The sequence below is a fragment of the Sphingomonas sp. PAMC26645 genome (genome assembly GCF_004795835.1).
Classification (GTDB): Bacteria; Pseudomonadota; Alphaproteobacteria; order Sphingomonadales; family Sphingomonadaceae; genus Sphingomonas.
This window is the reverse complement of sequence record NZ_CP039249.1, coordinates 2,145,001-2,162,159: the sequence shown is the minus strand read 5'-3', so window position 1 is coordinate 2,162,159 and position 17,159 is coordinate 2,145,001. Positions and strand designations below refer to the sequence as shown.

The following is a 17,159-nucleotide window of genomic DNA, read 5'->3' as shown; positions in this document are numbered from 1 at the left end:
AAAGCCGCCCACATGCTGAGCATAGAACCACCGGCACCCTTCCCGCCCGCCTCGACCGCCGGCGCGATCGACGTTCCCATAACCGAGGAGGCCAGGACGCGTCTCCGGGCCAGCGCAGACCGCTACGTCGAGGAGCTCGTGTCGCTTCCGCCCGATGGTCCCGATTTCGCCATCAAGGCAGACCAGTTGTCGAACGTCGGGCGACGCGAGGTCTCCGCTCTTGCGGGTCTATCGAGCCGCCTCGTGGCGCGGTCCGGCGGCTCGTCGGCCCCCGACGGGGTCGGACCCGCCCTCCACCGCCTGAGGGAGATCATGGAGGATCTCGATCCGGCGAGGGACGGAGACCTACTGGCGCCGCGGCGCATCCTCGGCATCATTCGGGTCGGCTCCGGGATCGGTTCATATTTCAGGCGCTACGAGCCAGCGCAGAAGGCGATCGACGGGATACTGCGGACGCTCGCCGCCGGCAGGGACTCGGTGTTGCGCGACAACATCGCCATCGACGGCGACCGCCGAAGGATGTGGGCGCTGATGGAGGACCTTGAAGTAGCGATACAGGGTTCGCGCAGGCTGGACGACGGACTCGAGCGGGCCGCTGCGAAAATGGAGCTCAGCGCGCCGGAGAAGGGACGTGCGCTACGCGAGCGGGCGCTGTTTCGGACACGCCAGCGGATCACGGACCTGCTCACGCAGATGGCCGTGTCCCTACAGGGCTACATGGCCCTTGGCGTCGTCAGAAGGACCAACGAGGAACTCATCAGCGGAATCGAACGCGCATCGACGACGACCATTGCCGTGCTGCACACTGCAGTCGCCGTCGCCCAGGCGCTGGCAGGGCAGAGGCTTGTCCTTAATCGGATCAGCGCGATCGACGGCAGCGCTGCCCCTATTATCGAGGGAGCCGGGCGCCCGCTGCCCGGCGACAGGAACAGGATCGTGCAGCCGGCTCGCCGCGATGACCTGGACGCGCTTCAACGGGCGTTCGCCGAAGTGCGTTCCACGTTGGACGAGGTCGACGCGTTGAAAAGGGCGCGCGGGGTCGCCTGAACCCGACCCACCTTGGGCCGGGGGAAGAACAGGGCTGAAGAAGCGGTCAGAACGGATCGGCCGGGACGAGCCACGCATACGGGACCAGCTCGATCGACGGATCAGGCGCGCTCCGCCAGCGACGATGCTCGGTATGCCGGATGACGAGTCGATCGGCGTGCAAATTCGGGGAGATGCCGCGGGCCGTCAGTGCGGCGGTCAGCTCAGCCATGACCGCGTCAGGATCGCGGACGAAGCGGGACGCGAAGCACCGCCAAACCGTCCAACCGGCTCGTTCCAGCATCCGCTGTCGCGCCATGTCGTCGGGCCAGCGATCGGGCCCGTGATAGGCATCACCGTCGCACTCGATCGCCAGCCGCCGATCCTCCGCGCCTTCGACCACCAAGTCGATGCGCTTCGTACCGACGCGCACCTGCGTGTCGATCCGGTAACCGCGTTCGACGAGCCGATCGAAGACAGCCGCCTCGAACTGCGATTCACATCGCGCGCGGCGATCCTCGACGAGGGCGCTCTCACCGGCGAACGGCGCTTGAAAGTGCTCGATCAGACTACGACGCAACTTGTCCGATGGCCGAAGCTGTTCCAGCTCCACCGATCTGACCAGCACCATGCGGTCGCGCGCACGCGACGCGGCGACGTTGAAGCGCTGCTCGTATCCGAGGCCGGACAAAGGGCTGCTATCGCGGTCGGCCACCAACGATACGAACATGATGTCACGCTCGTCGCCCTGGAACGCGGTCGGCTCGCCGACGCGGATGTCGTGCCGGATCATCGCGTCTATGCCCAGCACCTGTTCGATCGCCTGCAGGATTGCCATCGCCTGTTCCTGGCCGAGAAGCGTCGTGACCCCGATCGTCCTATGAGCCATCATCGGATCCCGAACGATCCGCCCGATCTCGTCGATTATGCAATCGACCTCCGGGAGGTTGAGCTTGCCTTGGCGACAGCCGTCCTCGACCAGGATGTCGACCAGGGGCGGATCGAGCCGCTCGGAAGCCGAGGGAAGGCGCATCGGAACCAACTGGTGGCTGTAGAACTGCCCTTTCGAATATTCGATGATTGGAGCGACGCACCGGAAATGCTCCTTGAGCAGGATCGCACCGCCAGCGAAGACCACTGTGCCGAGGTCGTAGAGCGACCGGTCCTCACGCATCGTGGCGCGATAGTCCGCGACCTGGTCGCCGAGATGCCGCTCGGCCAGCATCGTCAGTCGCGCCTCCTGACGAAACCCGGCGTCAGGACTGACCTGCCGATCATCGCCGACGATGAGCACCTGCTTCGCGCGCAGCAGGGCCGGGAGCGCGGCCACCGTCGATTGCGATGCTTCGTCGATGATCACCAGATCGAACAGACCGAGTTCGGCGGGGAGCGATTCCGACACGCGGTAGTGCGGCATGATCCAGCACGGCAGCGCGTTCTTCGCGCGATCCGCCGCCGCGCGTGCGTCGGCGCGGTGCCGACCGGCCCGAATGCCGGTGCCGCGACCGATCTTGCGCATGGCCTGGGCATATGCGGCGAGCGCCGAGCGCACCTGGTCGCTAGCCTGTTCGGCGAGCCGGCACCACGTGCGCGTTTCGATCGCATCCTCATAGGCGCGGGTCAGCCTCGCCTCCTGTTCGAACCGCTCTGCGGACAGCGCGCGCAATCGAGCATGGTGGTCGATACCGTCGAGCCATACCGTCATGCGGCGGAGGTTCCAACGGACCCGCCAGTCGCCGGGCGTCAGAGGATCCTCGCGCCCGTCGACGCTCTCGGTCCGCAACCGCATCGCCCACCGTGGTGCGCCGTTCCGCGAAATCAGGTCCGTCACGTCGCGGATCGTCGCGAAGGACGGCTGAAGCCGGCGCAACGTCTTGGCCTCCGAAAGCGCCGCGGACCAGGAGAGGTCGATCGCATCGCGCTCGGCGGTCTCGTCCCCGACCAACCCGGCGGCGGCCCGCAGAGCCTGCCCTGCAGCGCCCGAGACGTCGGCGAGACGTGTCTCGATGTCGTCGAGCGTCGCTTGCGCCGCCTCCAGGTCTAGCCGTCGGCGGTGCTGCCGCAGCACCCCTCGCAGATCAGCGGCGCTGGTCGCCACGCTGCGCCGCCAACCGGGCAGAAGCCGGCGCGCCTGACCGTTGATCGCGTCCTCGCGCGCCACCGCATCGCGTAGACGTGCCAAGTGGGAGAGTTGGCGGCTCATCGCCTCGGCGCCCCCCAGCCCGTCTCCCGTAACCGCATCCATGCCGGCGTGCATGGCCGCATGCGCCCAGACCACCCGCAGCTGGTCGGCGGAATCGAGTGCCCGGCAATAGCGCTCGACCTCGCTCCATCCCGCCGCGTCGGCCACGGGGCGGCCTGCCAGCCTGACCGCCGCGATGCGGCCCTTCACCGCTCGCGCGAAGATCGACTGGAACAGGCCCAGCTCCTCGCCGCGAGAAAGTCCGGCGATCGCTTCGCGGAAGGCCGGATCCGCAACGGCATCGGCTTCGATGGTGACCGGGCACGTCAGGAAGTGGCGGGTTTCCCCAGTGGCCGCGTCGACTTGTTCCAACAGGCCGGCGATCGCCGCCGCCGGAGGGTCGTAGGCATCTGCCCGCAGGCGGTCGAGCAGGGCGTCCGACCAGTCCGACCGAGCCCCGGCGATCGCCGCCTTGAGCTCGGTCAACTCATCGAGCGCCGCTTCCAAAGGTGCAATCGCGGCGATGTCCGTCCCCTGCACGAGCTCTGCCCCGACAGCGATGCCGCGGCGCGCCGTCGCCGCTTCCATCAGCGTCTCGTGCAACGCCAGCATCGTTCCGGAACTCGGCAGATCAACCGGGGGCGGCGACATGTCGAGCGAGTTCAGCCGATCACCCACGTCCTTGCGTGCGGCGCGAAGCCTGCCGATGGCATCTTCGTCGAATGCGGGCTCGAACGCGGGCAAGGCTTCCAACTGATCGTCGATCCAGTAGGCGAGCCCATTCGCAGCGACGACCCGCCGGGCAGCATCGACCGGCTCCACCGGCGCACCGTCGATCACGACCGCCGTCATTGCCTGACGACCGATCGCATCGACGTCGCGATCGATGCGGGCCAAAGCGCGGTGGATCGCATCGATCCGCACGTCGAGCTCGGCTATCTGAGTACGCGCCTCGCCGATCCGCGTCCGCTGCAGCCGGTCGGCGATGATGTCGACGGACTCCTGGAACTGCTTGAGCCCGTCGCGGTCGCTCTCCAGCAGGCTCACCGCCAACGGCCGCACCGCTTCCGGCAGCTTGTCGCGGAGCACCTTCAACGCCGGCGCCTTCTGCGACGTCACCAACACCCGCTTGCCCAGTGCCAGATAGTGGCTGACGATGTTCGCGATGGTGTGGGTCTTGCCCGTCCCCGGCGGTCCCTGGACGACCACGCCGGCCCGGTTCGACAACCGCTGGATGACCTCGACCTGCTCCCGATTGAACGGCTTCGGGAAGAACAGATCGTCCCCGGATCCGTCGGACGACGTGACCCCGGGGATCGTCGAAACGCCGCGCATGGGCGGATACGCTTCGCCCGTCGCGATCTCGGCAGGCGCTCGCAGCAGGATGCGCACGGCCTCGGGGATCGCATCCGCGCTCTCGACCGAGTCGACCACGGTCCGGAAACGGCGCAGGTCGTCCATCAGCTGCGTCCCGCGTCTGGGGCGCTCGAAGATCACCCAGCTGCCATCCACGCGTAGGATGTCGCTTTCGGGCGCTCGGCGATCGCCTAGATCCGGGAGGTAGCAGGCGTCCGCTTGCAGCACCGCGACGGCCCGGCGTAGCACCGGAGCGAAGCCGAACGCGTCGAACGGAGTAAGGCCATCTCCTTCCAAACCGGCGATGTGCGCCTCGGCGAAGCGCCGGAAGTCGTTCAGGCCGCTGGCGTCGAGCAGGTCGAGCGCGTCCGTCTCGATCCCCGGCGGCGTCTCGCTGCGCGGACGGACCTGGATCGCATGCGTCGTCTCGTCCAACGCGAGTTCCACCGCAACCGTCAGCAACGGGTAGCGCAGCTTGCCCGTTGAATGAGCCCATTGCGCGACGCCGATGCCCCACACGAGCTCGACCGGCCGGTCGCCCGCCCCTTCGAGCAGCTGACGCAGCGCGAACAGACTGTTGTACAGTTCGATTGACTGCCGCCGGGGGCGTTCCTCTTGCGCCCATGGGGTCCACCTCTCGCGGACATAGGCGGTCAACGCGGCGTCCAGCTTCGTCCGCGCCGAGTGGTCGGCCAGGCGGACCGTCGCGGCGTCCGCCTCCGCGACGTCGAAACCCGCGGCGCTGACCGCCACTCGTGGAACTTCTGCCTTCAGCGTAGGCGCGACGTTGGGCTCACCGGACACATCGGCCCAGACCCTGAGTTCGGCATCGTCCACCGCTGGCGGCGGGCACCGGACCATGCGGTCGACCACCATCCAGATGTGATCATCGCCATTGCGGACATCGAGCTGGACTCCGGGCAATCGGATCGTCTCGTCGCGGAAACGACGGAAGCCGCGATGATCGGCCACGTCCCACGCGACGCTGAGCCGATCGCGTTCCGTGGCTTCGACATAGTCGATCAGACCCTGAAGCCTGGAACGCTCAATCATCGGATGACACTCTTCAATGAACCAAAGCCATTAGTCGCACGCGATCCCGCACCGAAACAAGGGGATCAACCAGATGAACCCGGTTGCGGGTGACGGAGCCTTCGCGCTAGCCTCGACGACAGCGTATCTGCAGGCGGCGCATCCGCAGGCGACGGGGAACGAACGAAGATGCAGGATATGCAGCAGGGCGAAAATGCTCCGATCGCGATTTCTCGGCTACGCGTCGAGTTCAAATGGTCGCCGGTCGCCGGGCGTGGGTTGGAGGCGGACGTCTCGGCCTACCTGCTCACCCCGTCGGGGAAGGTCCGCAGCGATCGCGACATGGTGTTCTATAATCAGACCGACGGCGGCACCGGCGCGGTGCGCTTCCACGCCGGTGATGGCGGCGCATTCGATGTCGCCCTGAACCTCGTGCCAGACGACGTCGAGCGTATCGTCTTCTGCCTGACGATCGACGAGGCGCAGGCAAAAGGCCATACGTTGGCGTTGATCGAGGATGCAGCGATCACCGTGTCGGACGGAGCCGCAGGCATGATGAGCTTCCGTCCGGACCTCGTCGGCGCCACGGAGGCAGCGATGATCTTCGGCGAGCTATATCGCCGCGGGGGGCAGTGGAAGTTCCGAGCAGTAGGGCAAGGGTTCAACGGCGGCTTGGCTCCGCTCGCGTCGTCGTTCGGCATCGACATCGCGGCCGACGACGCCCCTCAGCAGCTACCGCCGGTGAAGAGCCTTCAGCTGGCCAAGCTGTCGATGGAGGAACCCGACCAGTCGGTCACCCTTACGCCGGATGCCGATGGCTTCGGCACTATCGTCATCACGCTTAACTGGTCCCATGGTCGGAACAACTACTCGACCGGCGCGGGTGCGATCGATCTCGACTTGGGATGCCTGGTGGAGATGCAGGACGGGCGGAAGACCGCCATCCAAATGCTCGGCGGCATGACGGGCGCGATTGACCAGCCGCCGTTCGTAATGTTGTCCGGTGACGACCGCACCGGCGACATCGGTGAGACGCTCGAGATCGATGGCAACCACTGGAAGGAGATCAAGCGCCTCGCGGTGTTCTGCAACATCCATGATGGCGTTCCCGACTGGCGCAGGACGTCGGGCCTCGCGTTGTTGACGGCTCCCGGCCAGCCGCCGATCGAGATCCAGCTTGCCGATGGCCGCAACGACTGCCGCATCTGCGGGATCGTATTGCTGGAGAATGACGCCGACCTGATCAAGGTGACGAGGCTTGTCGGTTACTTTGAGAACCAGCAGCGGCTGGATGAACGTCTCGGCTGGGGAATGCGCTGGCGAACCGCACCCCCGAAGTAGCGGCGCTCCGAATTCGAGGACGCCGCCGACCAAGGCAGACGCTAACGCCGATGGGAGCGCGAACTGCATCAAGCACACGCGCGGCGATCCGGAACGGATTATCGCCGATTTCGAAGGGCGGGAGAAATTCGCGGGGCGCCCTCCTGGACAGGACGGACCGGGTCCGAGGACTGACAAGTTGTCGTCGCGAAATGGATCCTGACCGGTCGCGCGCAAGCTCGAAGCGATTGTCCCTGGCCGCCACAATCGCTTTCCACAGCCAGACCTGGCGAATAAGGTCCGGAAGGTCGATCTGGCCGCGGAGGAGGTCGTCCGGCGTGCGGCGGGAGAGAAACGGTGGGTGGACGGTGACCATGTTTGATAGGCTCAGCCGCCTCTTCGCACCGGCGAGCACGCCTTCGGAAACGCTTCCGTCCCTGCCGGGCGTACCCACGCCCCCGCCCGTGGCGTTCGACTTCGAGGACGACCGTCTGCCGGACGGTGCACGCGTCAAGATCCGGCGGATACTGGCCTGCCTCGACGAGGCGGCTGGCGCGATCCAGCGCGAACAGGTGCCGGGGTTCACCCGCGTGGACATGGAGCAGATGCGGGAAATCCATCTGCCCAAGCTCGCGCGCAGCTATATCGAGATACCGTCCGGCTACCGCGGCGACATTTTCAGGCGGACTGGGAGGTCGGCGAGCTTCATCCTGATGGAGAGTCTCGACCAGATGCAGACCAGGATGGACGACATCCTTAAGAACCTGGCTCAAAGCGACATCGATGCGTTCACCGAGAACGTCCAGTTCATCGGGCAGCGTTACGGGGACGAAGACAACCCGTTCAGATGAAGACTGCCGGACAGCGCCGCTGCCCGCACTGATCCGGAGTCGCCCGGCGTCAGTCGGCGTTAGCCGGGTCGGGGACGACCTCGTCCACGCCGGCTGCATCGGGAGGCGACCACCCGTTGGCGACGTATCCGTGCTCTTTGAGGAAGGCGAGCAGCGCCTCAGGATAGCTCTTGTACACGATCCGGGATCCCTCTGGACATTGCTCGCTCGTTCGGACTACGCAGCCGCTCGGCAGTTCCCAATCCATATCCGCCGCATAGGACCGGACCATCTCGGCCCAAGCCTCGTCGAGCCGGCCTACGCGAGCGGCGGAGGCGACGTAGGAGGGGCAGGCGCCGTTCCGGTCCATGCCCTCGGCTCCCGTACGGCAAATCTCGCCCGACGTGGCCATCTCGTCGAGGTAGAGCTGGCGGAACGCCGCACGCTTGGAGACGTCGATCACGCGCCCCCCGGTCACGTTCAAGACCTTGGGCGGCGCGGCGCTCATCGCGTAGGCCGCGAACGCGTAGAGGAACGCGTTGTCCCGCTCGACGAAATCCGCCACCCCGTCGCCCGACAGGTCGACCGGCAACGCGATCTGGTCACCGTCCCACGAGCCGAGGTCCACGACCTTGAGACGACCGCCCGAGACGCCGGCGAGCTGAACGTGGTTGCAGCAGTGGGCACCGCCGCTGAAACTCTGGAGCATCACCACGGGCGGCGCACCCGCCTTGTTGCGCACAGCGGAGATCCGGTGCGTATACCCGCTGGAGACCGCCTCGCCTACGATAGTCACGGTCTCGGTCCCCCGGGACACCGACACCACCGGTGCGATCATGTCCTCGTCAATCTTCCGCGTCACCCTGACGACCATCGTGCCGATCTGCCGCACCGTCTCCTCGGGCGCGCCATCCGCACTCCACTCCAGACTTTCGCCCGCAGCCAGCTGCGGTCCAGCGAGTACTTCAGTTACCGGCACTTCGGCGGCGGCAGCGGTTTCGCGCACGGCCCCATTGACGACGACGGGCCGCTCGACCTTGGGAGACATGGCCCAGGCCAGCACGGCCACGAGGACGATCGAGATCACTGCGCCCGCGGACCACAGGTATCCCCGGGGCGGCGAGGTGCGGCGTGTCGACGCTGCCGCGCCGCCCGTCGCAGCAGCGTCGACCTTAGCGAGGCTGACCCGCCCGAACTCGTGTCCGCAATAGCGGCATACCTGCGCGGCGGCCTTGACGCGCTCCGCGCACCGCGGACAGACCTTCGTCGCGCCGATCATCGGGCCGCCTCCGACCCGCAGACGAGTTTGGCCACGTCCTCCGCGATAGTCTCCGGCGTGATGGGATTGTAGCCCATCCCGTAGTCGGGATTGGTGCGGGTGGAGATCGTCTTGCCGTACGAGTCATACTTGTTCTCGGCCAGCGTCCGAATGGTGGACGCGGAGCAGTCGATGCTGACGAGGGTCATCGACGATCGCGCGCGCTCGGTACGGTCCCGGCTGTGATCGCCCTTCATCCAGACCTGTCGGCGTCCGCCAACGGTCCGAATTCGTTCGGGATCGATCGAACAGACAGTCCCGTCGGCGGCCGAGGTGACGGGATGCCACTCAGCATGCGCGATCGAACCAGCGTGCAGCAGGATCGCCGCGGCGACCGCCCCGGTTACTCGTATGATCGAATGCCTGAGCGCTACCCCTTCGTCGTTCCCCACCAGCATCGTTATCGCCATCCTCATGCTTCCGGAAGACCAAGACCGATTACGTCGTCAATGCGGATGTGACGCTGTACCGGACAGTAGAGATCAATTTTTGAGAGCGGTGTTAGCCTATGCACCGCGGAGATGAACGAACGTGCATTATTACCGCCCTTCGTTCCAAAGCGGACGAGCCGCTTTCCACCAGAAAAAACGTCCCTCATTAATCGCACTGCAAATTAGCTCTTGACAAAAATGGCGTTCTCGCACCACGCTTAACGTCAATCAGTCGAGCCTATGACGCAAGTCGGACGGCGGATTGAGCGATCCGGTATGCTTCGATACCGCGGAGAGTCGACGAGGCGCAGCGAGCCTCCTCTTTCTCACGGGCCTCCCTCGGCAAGTGGAGGCATGTTCCCCGCCTGGGACGACCGAGATCGCGCTAAGCCGCGATCTCCTCATCTGTCTCAGGAGGTCGTCATGGTTTACGCAGCTATTCGCTCGTTGGTTATCAACGTTTCATCGTCAAACATGCCATCAGGCCCGCTACCCCCTTTCACGGGGGCGGACCGGCTCACTGGCATAACAAGACAAGAAGCAGCGGAAGCCGCAACGCGCAATGTTATCGACAGCCAACACGACGTAAACATACGTCGACTGGTCGATGATTTAATACGGTCGAAGGGCAGCACTTCGGCAAAGTCTCGGAAAGCTCTAAAGGAGTTTTCTAAAGGAAATTCGTCGAAATTTAAAATAAAACCCTACCGATCGTCGATATTCATAGATCCTAAGAACCTAGATCACACAGTTCATATAAATGAGATACTCTCGGCTTCATCACACGCGCTCACACTCGGCCCTATACTTAAAGAGGTGATGAATGGTTATCTCTGCGAGCACAGTGAGAACCTAGACTGGCTGCGTGAGCGATATTCCCACGTACACTATCTCCTCGTTCTCGGAGAAACAAAGGCGATTGTTGCCTATCTGCTTTCCCATCCCATCCCTCCCGAGGATATTGCAAAAGTTACCCAAATCATCGCACACCATATCAAGTTATTTGCTGTTAGAACAGCTCAGGATTTGGCTGCCATGATAGGTATCATGTACACAAACCCTTATCGTCATTGCTTCTCGGGTTTCAATCATTGGAAGTCGACATCGCATGTCGTTCTCAGCACTCTTGCTGCGCCAGCATCTGTGCTTCAGCGTCTGATAAAAGACATCCCTAAGGAGATCGATCCGGAACACGATGATGACAAGGCAGTTGCGAAAGCAATTGAAAACGGGACAATCTCGAAGGCGTACGCTTTAGAGATAATTGCCCTCGCGAAGGCCACATCGTTTTGGAAGCGACAACAATCGAACGGAAATCAAAACATAGATATTTGGAACGTGCTGCAACGTGTGGCGACACGCGCCCAACCCGCAGCAGCGCTGAAACTTGGTCATATGCGTACCGCGAATTTTATAGAGGAGCAGTATGTGGAACACCATCTACTCCTGACCGCAGCGGAATCGGTGACGTACGTGGCAGTCCAATTGCTCAAAGCATGCTCTAAAATCGATCGAGCTATTCCCGCGATGTTAAATAGCGGCCTTGTGCCCCCAAACGATCCTGAGCCATTCATAAAGGCCTCGGGAAACGTTGGTTTTCTTCTGAGAGCTGGCGGCAGATCCGACCCAAGTGCCGCGGCCCATATGGATCGTCGAAAGAATAAACCTAAAAACTTCGACCGGTGCAATTTTCCAGGCCGCGACCATTTTGCGTCTATGAACAGAAAACTTTCTGATCCTTCGATTGCGGAGTCGGCATCCCGCCATCTCAGCATCGACGCGAATGAATGGCTGCTACGCTGATCCGGCACTGAAAGTGCATTTTGGTATACCCCTTAAGGTCTAACGCTCCGCGCTATTCGAGACGGGATGCAACCCGCTCCGCCTTCCCCTGCAAGCAAAGACGTCCCACCGGACGACCTGGTCGTGTGGGACCTGACGGACTTGGTGCGCCTGCTGGCGCGGCAGGCGGCGGCGGAGCAGCATCGCTCAAACCGAGAGGATATGAAGCCATGAACGACACTGCAGTATCGGACGCGACCAAAACCCTGGCTGCCATCGCCGCCCTTCCCAGCCACTTCACACTGCAGCCGTCTCGCAACGGCTTCGCCGGGAAGCTGGTCGACGGCGGCAGACTCGACATGATCCTCTCGCCTCGCGGTCCAGTCATGACCTTTCGTGACCAATATGGGAAAGTGCAGCAGAATCTCGTTCTGAATGTCATGGGCGATGCGCACAGCCCTGCCTATTGGTCACCTACCGGGCAGATCGATCCCTGGCACCGCGGCGAAGACTGGGGAGACATCACGACCCTCAACCTGTCCTCGCTCATCGAGCGCCTACGTGCCCTGCTTCAGAAGGTGACCTTCGTGAACGCAGACGGCGCGATCTCTCTCCGCGGAAAGGCCAACACCGCCATGCGCTACATCAGGTCCATGAGCGGCTTTCCTCATCCATGGCTGGTCTCATGCGCCTCGCCGTTCGAAGTGTTTGCAGATGATGACCCAAGTGGCGAGGCCACGTTCTTGATGGACACACTGCCGCCAGGCTTGTGTGAGATAGGAGAGTGTGCGGTCGTAAGCGTTGATCAGGACGGTAATCAGACGATCGTCACGGCGCGGCCAGCCATGCTCGAATTCAAGACTATGGTTTCCGGCACGGGGACGGATCAGGCTCGCGCCCGAAAAGCGCTTAGCGATGTTGGCTTTACCGGCGACGAAATCGCCGCGCTCGATGCCGCCTCCGCCACGGCCAGGGGATACCTTCCAGCTCGCTACTGAGGCGGGATCCTGTGAGCGGGCTGGGTTGGCGACAAGCCTGCTCGGCCCTGTTGCTTCAGACTATTGTGGAGATCAGCATGAAGGCGAACCCGCAGCCGAGGATCATATTGTATGGACGCCACTCGACAAGGATGCAAACCGCCACGTCCAGCGTCGATCAGGTCGCATCCTGCGTCTCACTGGTCGACCGCCTCGGCGGTGTCGTCATCGACACCTTTGTAGATCCTGAGCTCTCGGGTTACCGGCGGAACCGCCCTGGACTGACGAAGATCATCCAGGCCGCAAAGGCCGGTGTCATCGACATCATCGTCTGCGAAAGCCTCGACCGCCTCGCACGCGATGCTGAGGACGTCGCGTGGATTGGCAAGATACTCGCGTACCACCGCGTCCAGCTGCATACGGTATCAGAGGGTCATGTCGACGAGATCAAGTTCGCGGTTGCGGGCTTGCTTGGTACGATCTTTCTCAAACACCTGGTCGACAAAACTATCCGCGGCATGGAGGCGGCCGTGCTTGCTGGTCGGTTCGCCGGAGGGCGTGCCTACGGGTACAAACGTGCCGCCAAACTCGATGCCAAGGGCGAAGTGATCCCGGGCATATTGGAAATCGATGAGGAGACGGCTCAGGTCGTACGCCGGATCTTTGCCTGGTTTGCCGCCGGCTTGTCTTCGATCCAGATCGCGACACGCCTCAATGAAGAAGGCGTACCTGGACCTCGAGGTGGCCAGTGGAATGCATCCACCATCCGCGGCGACCCGAAAAAGCTCGTCGGCATTCTCAACAACCCGCTTTATGAAGGCCGACTGGTCTGGGGACGTCGGCAATGGCGCAAGAACCCGGACGGCGAGCAGCGCGAACGACGCTATCGGCTACGTGATCCGTCGGAATGGGTTGAAGTCGACGTTCCCGATCTCCGCATCGTGGGCGAGTTGGATTGGGAGGCTGCGCGTTCGGAGATGACCCGACGCCGGCGCCAGCCGAGTTCAGCGTCTCAGGCGGGCAAGCCGCGCGCGAAGCATCTGCTATCGAGCCTTATCCGATGTTCGATCTGCGGGTCGAGCTACACGATAAGCGGCAAGGACTATTATCGGTGCGCCGGCCAAAAGGAACGTGGCACCTGCACGAACACGATTTCCGTTCGCAAGGAACCCATCGAGACGGCGACCCTCGCCATCCTGCAAAGCCATCTCCTTTCGGAGGAACACGCCCGGATCTTCGTCGAGGAGTTTCAGCGAGAGGCAGCGCGGTTGGTCAGACTGGATAGCCACGCGGACGAAGCCGGGCAGGTCCGGCGTCAACAGCTCGAGGTGGAGCTTTCCAACCTTACGCAAAATCTTCTCGGTGGCCTCGTTAGTCCCATCCTGATGGACATGATCTCGCACCGCGAGGCGGAACTCGCGCGGCTGTCGGCTCACACTGCCGGTGCGACGGCGCGCAAACCCGCGGATATCCTGCCGCATCCGGTTCTGCTGGAGCGTTTCAGCCAGAAGGTCACCGCGCTCCGGACGTCCCTGAACGATGTGACTATCCGTTCCGAGGCCGCGTCTGTGCTCGCGACACTCATCGAGAGCGTAACGATCTACCCGCATGGCGAGCATGGTCCGGAAGCGGAGGTGGTGGCTAAGGTGTCGGATTTGCTGGCGTTTGCCACAAACGACAACACCGCCCGTGAGGGCGGCGATTGTAGTTCTATAGCGGTGGTTGCGGGGACAGGATTTGAACCTGTGACCTTCAGGTTATGAGCCTGACGAGCTACCGGGCTGCTCCACCCCGCGCCGAGATCCCATCGAAGTGGTACTTCGATAGGGACCCGAGTTCCCGTGAGGGAATAGGTGTAGAAGAAATTGTGAATGGGTTTTGGATATGTTGCGTTTTGCATGTTGCACGGGCTTCAATGCCTGGCGACGACCTACTCTTCCATCGCTTGAGCGATAGTACCATTGGCGCAGTCGGGTTTCACGGCCGAGTTCGGAATGGGATCGGGTGGGACACCGACGCTATAGCCACCAGGCAATGGAGCCGGTGCGACATGCGAGCGCGTCATATCTGGGTCCCTCAGGGTTTCGCATTGCTGCGAAGCCTGAGGGTTTAAAATCGATACCGTGCAAGGTTTGTAGTGGTATTCGACCAATCCCTCGACGGCGAGGGGATTGGCAATCTGGCGTCGTCTTAATCATCCGCACGCATCTTATGGCTAGCTAGTTGCCCAGTGTTGTCATTGATGGTGTGAGACTCTCAAGCGCGAATAGAGCAATTAGTATCGGTTAGCTCCATGCGTTACCGCACTTCTACATCCGATCTATCAACGTCGTGGTCTCCGACGGCTCTATGAAATCTTATCTCGAGGGAGGCTTCCCGCTTAGATGCTTTCAGCGGTTATCCCGTCCATACATAGCTACCCAGCTGCGCTCCTGGCGGAACGACTGGTACACCAGAGGTATGTTCAACCCGGTCCTCTCGTACTAGGGTCAACTCCTCTCAAATTTCGACGCCCACGGCAGATAGGGACCAAACTGTCTCGCGACGTTCTGAACCCAGCTCACGTACCACTTTAATTGGCGAACAGCCAAACCCTTGGGACCTGCTCCAGCCCCAGGATGTGATGAGCCGACATCGAGGTGCCAAACAACCCCGTCGATATGAGCTCTTGGGGGTTATCAGCCTGTTATCCCCGGCGTACCTTTTATCCGTTGAGCGATGGCCCTTCCACGAGGGACCACCGGATCACTATGACCGACTTTCGTCTCTGCTCGACTTGTCAGTCTCGCAGTCAGGCGGGCTTATGCCATTGCACTCTAACAGACGGTTTCCGACCGTCCTGAGCCCACCATTGCGCGCCTCCGTTACTCTTTAGGAGGCGACCGCCCCAGTCAAACTACCCGCCACAGAGGGTCCCTGTTCCGGCTTACGGAACGAGGTTAGACATCAGAAACAAACAGGGTGGTATTTCACCTATGGCTCCACATCAGCTGGCGCCGATGCTTCAAAGCCTCCCACCTATGCTACACAGTTTCTTCCTAATGCCACTCTGAAGCTGCAGTAAAGGTGCACGGGGTCTTTCCGTCTAACCGCGGGTACTCCGCATCTTCACGGAGAATTCAATTTCGCTGAGCATGTCCTGGAGACAGTGGGGAAGTCGTTACGCCATTCGTGCAGGTCGGAACTTACCCGACAAGGAATTTCGCTACCTTAGGACCGTTATAGTTACGGCCGCCGTTTACCTGGGCTTCATTTCAGAGCTTGCACCCCTCCACTTAACCTTCAGGCACCGGGCAGGCGTCAGGCCCTATACGTCGTCTTGAAGCCGACTTAGCAGAGCCCTGTGTTTTTGCTAAACAGTCGCTACCCCCTGGCCTGTGCCCCCTCAAAGTGCTTGCGCATAGTGAGGGCCTCCTTCTTCCGAAGGTACGGAGGCAATTTGCCGAGTTCCTTCAGGACACTTCTCTCAAGCGCCTTGGTATACTCTACCTGACCACCTGTGTCGGTTTCGGGTACGGTCTATACGGTGGGGCTATTTCCTGGAACCATTTCGAAGCCATCCCAATCCGATAAGGGATGACAACACACATGATCCGTCACACACCACCAGGCCCACGAATATTAACGTGGTTCCCATCGACTACCCCCTTCGGGCTCGTCTTAGGGGCCGGCTCACCCTGCGCGGATTAGCCTTGCGCAGGAACCCTTGGTCTTTCGGCGAGAGGGCATCTCACCCTCTTTATCGCTACTCATGTCTGCATTCGCACTTCCGATACCTCCACGACCCATTACCAGATCGCTTCACAGGCTTACGGAACGCTCCGCTACCGCGTACCACATAAGTGGCACACCCTAAGCTTCGGCACGTATCTTGAGCCCCGTTACATCTTCGCCGCAGGACCTCTTGTTTAGACCAGTGAGCTGTTACGCTTTCTTTAAAGGATGGCTGCTTCTAAGCCAACCTCCTGGTTGTTTTGGAAGTCCCACATGCTTTCCCACTTAGATACGATTTGGGGGCCTTAGCTGTAGGTCAGGGCTGTTTCCCTTTTGACGACGGACCTTAGCACCCGCCGTCTGTCTCCCGCATATCACTCTTAGGTATTCGGAGTTTGGTTAGGTTTGGTAGATCTCGCGACCCCCTAGCCCATCCAGTGCTCTACCCCCTAAGGTGTTCGTGCGAGGCACTACCTCAATAGTTTTCGCGGAGAACCAGCTATTTCCCGGCTTGATTGGCCTTTCACCCCTAAACACAACTCATCCGGTAACTTTTCAACGTTAATCGGTTCGGACCTCCAGTGCATGTTACTGCACCTTCATCCTGGTCATGCCTAGATCGCCGGGTTTCGGGTCTAATACATCAAACTCTGGCGCCCTATTCAGACTCGCTTTCGCTGCGCCTACACCTATCGGCTTAAGCTTGCTTGATACATTAAGTCACAGACCCATTATGCAAGAGGTACGCTGTCAGGCCATAAAAGCCCTCCAACTGCTTGTAGGCAATCCGTTTCAGGTACTGTTTCACTCCCCTCATCGGGGTGCTTTTCACCTTTCCCTCACGGTACTAGTTCGCTATCGGTCACATACGAGTATTTAGGCTTGGAGGGTGGTCCCCCCATGTTCAGACAGAATTTCACGTGTTCCGCCCTACTCGAGTCCTGAATTCTCACTTTCGCATACGGGGCTGTCACCCGCTATGGCGCTACTTTCCAGAAGCTTCTGCTAGTTGAAATTCAGGCACTGGCCTGGTCCGCGTTCGCTCGCCACTACTAACGGAATCTCGGTTGATGTCTTTTCCTCCAGCTACTGAGATGTTTCAGTTCGCCGGGTTCGCTTCACGAAGCCTATGTATTCAGCTAAGTGATACCTAACCTAACTAACCCAATACCCTGCGTTACGGGCACCCAT

The 17,159-nt window shown here is 61.6% G+C and carries 11 protein-coding genes, 1 tRNA gene and 2 rRNA genes (1 of these 14 running past the window's edge); 5 read left to right on the top strand and 9 right to left on the bottom strand.

From position 1 onward, the window contains the following. Positions 1–12: 12 nt before the first annotated feature. Positions 13–1,047: a toxic anion resistance protein gene (locus tag E5673_RS10240; protein ID WP_136189907.1), complete on the top strand. Its 1,035-nt coding sequence runs from the start codon at positions 13–15 to the stop codon at positions 1,045–1,047. A 46-nt stretch (positions 1,048–1,093) separates the two neighbouring features. On the opposite strand, the gene E5673_RS10235 is transcribed toward E5673_RS10240, so the two are convergent. Next, positions 1,094–5,617: an AAA domain-containing protein gene (locus tag E5673_RS10235; protein ID WP_136189906.1), complete on the bottom strand. Its 4,524-nt coding sequence runs from the start codon at positions 5,615–5,617 to the stop codon at positions 1,094–1,096. 168 nt (positions 5,618–5,785) lie between these two features. On the opposite strand from E5673_RS10235, the gene E5673_RS10230 reads away from it, so the two are divergent. Both E5673_RS10230 and E5673_RS10225 read left to right on the top strand, forming a co-directional pair. Further along, entirely contained in the window at positions 5,786–6,937 is a 1,152-nt protein-coding gene (locus tag E5673_RS10230; RefSeq protein WP_136189905.1) for a TerD family protein, read from the top strand. A 353-nt stretch (positions 6,938–7,290) separates the two neighbouring features. Continuing rightward, the gene (locus tag E5673_RS10225) at positions 7,291–7,767 is read left to right on the top strand and encodes a hypothetical protein (RefSeq protein WP_247599314.1); all 477 of its coding nucleotides are present in this window, start codon (positions 7,291–7,293) and stop codon (positions 7,765–7,767) included. Positions 7,768–7,816: 49 nt separating this feature from the next. Here the strand turns inward: E5673_RS10225 and E5673_RS19850 are convergent, their stop codons facing one another. Both E5673_RS19850 and E5673_RS10215 read right to left on the bottom strand, forming a co-directional pair. Further along, positions 7,817–9,025 carry a zinc ribbon domain-containing protein gene (locus E5673_RS19850; protein WP_210731716.1) on the bottom strand — a complete coding sequence of 403 codons (1,209 nt, stop codon included), beginning with the start codon at positions 9,023–9,025 and terminating at the stop codon, positions 7,817–7,819. Beyond that, complete coding sequence (locus E5673_RS10215) at positions 9,022–9,456, bottom strand: surface-adhesin E family protein (RefSeq protein WP_168711598.1); 435 nt, start codon at positions 9,454–9,456, stop codon at positions 9,022–9,024. The genes E5673_RS19850 and E5673_RS10215 overlap by 4 nt, the downstream gene beginning before the upstream one ends. A 462-nt stretch (positions 9,457–9,918) precedes the next feature. On the opposite strand from E5673_RS10215, the gene E5673_RS10210 reads away from it, so the two are divergent. Next, positions 9,919–11,298: a hypothetical protein gene (locus E5673_RS10210; RefSeq protein ID WP_136189902.1), complete on the top strand. Its 1,380-nt coding sequence runs from the start codon at positions 9,919–9,921 to the stop codon at positions 11,296–11,298. A gap of 209 nt (positions 11,299–11,507) precedes the next feature. After that, positions 11,508–12,275, top strand: coding sequence for a hypothetical protein (locus tag E5673_RS10205; protein ID WP_136189901.1), 768 nt, complete (start codon positions 11,508–11,510; stop codon positions 12,273–12,275). A 176-nt stretch (positions 12,276–12,451) separates the two neighbouring features. On the opposite strand, the gene E5673_RS20000 is transcribed toward E5673_RS10205, so the two are convergent. The 6 genes from E5673_RS20000 to E5673_RS10175 all read right to left on the bottom strand — a co-directional run. Beyond that, positions 12,452–12,673, bottom strand: coding sequence for a hypothetical protein (locus E5673_RS20000; RefSeq protein WP_247599313.1), 222 nt, complete (start codon positions 12,671–12,673; stop codon positions 12,452–12,454). A gap of 6 nt (positions 12,674–12,679) precedes the next feature. After that, a complete protein-coding gene (locus E5673_RS19995; protein ID WP_136189900.1) occupies positions 12,680–13,099 on the bottom strand; it encodes a hypothetical protein in 420 nt (139 codons plus the stop codon). 198 nt (positions 13,100–13,297) lie between these two features. After that, a complete protein-coding gene (locus E5673_RS19990; protein WP_247599312.1) occupies positions 13,298–13,873 on the bottom strand; it encodes a hypothetical protein in 576 nt (191 codons plus the stop codon). 100 nt (positions 13,874–13,973) lie between these two features. Further along, positions 13,974–14,050 (bottom strand) — tRNA-Met (locus E5673_RS10185). A gap of 121 nt (positions 14,051–14,171) precedes the next feature. Beyond that, positions 14,172–14,286: ribosomal RNA gene (gene rrf / locus E5673_RS10180) — 5S ribosomal RNA — on the bottom strand. Positions 14,287–14,509: 223 nt separating this feature from the next. Then, a 23S ribosomal RNA gene (locus tag E5673_RS10175) occupies positions 14,510–17,159 on the bottom strand; it runs 184 nt beyond the window's last position.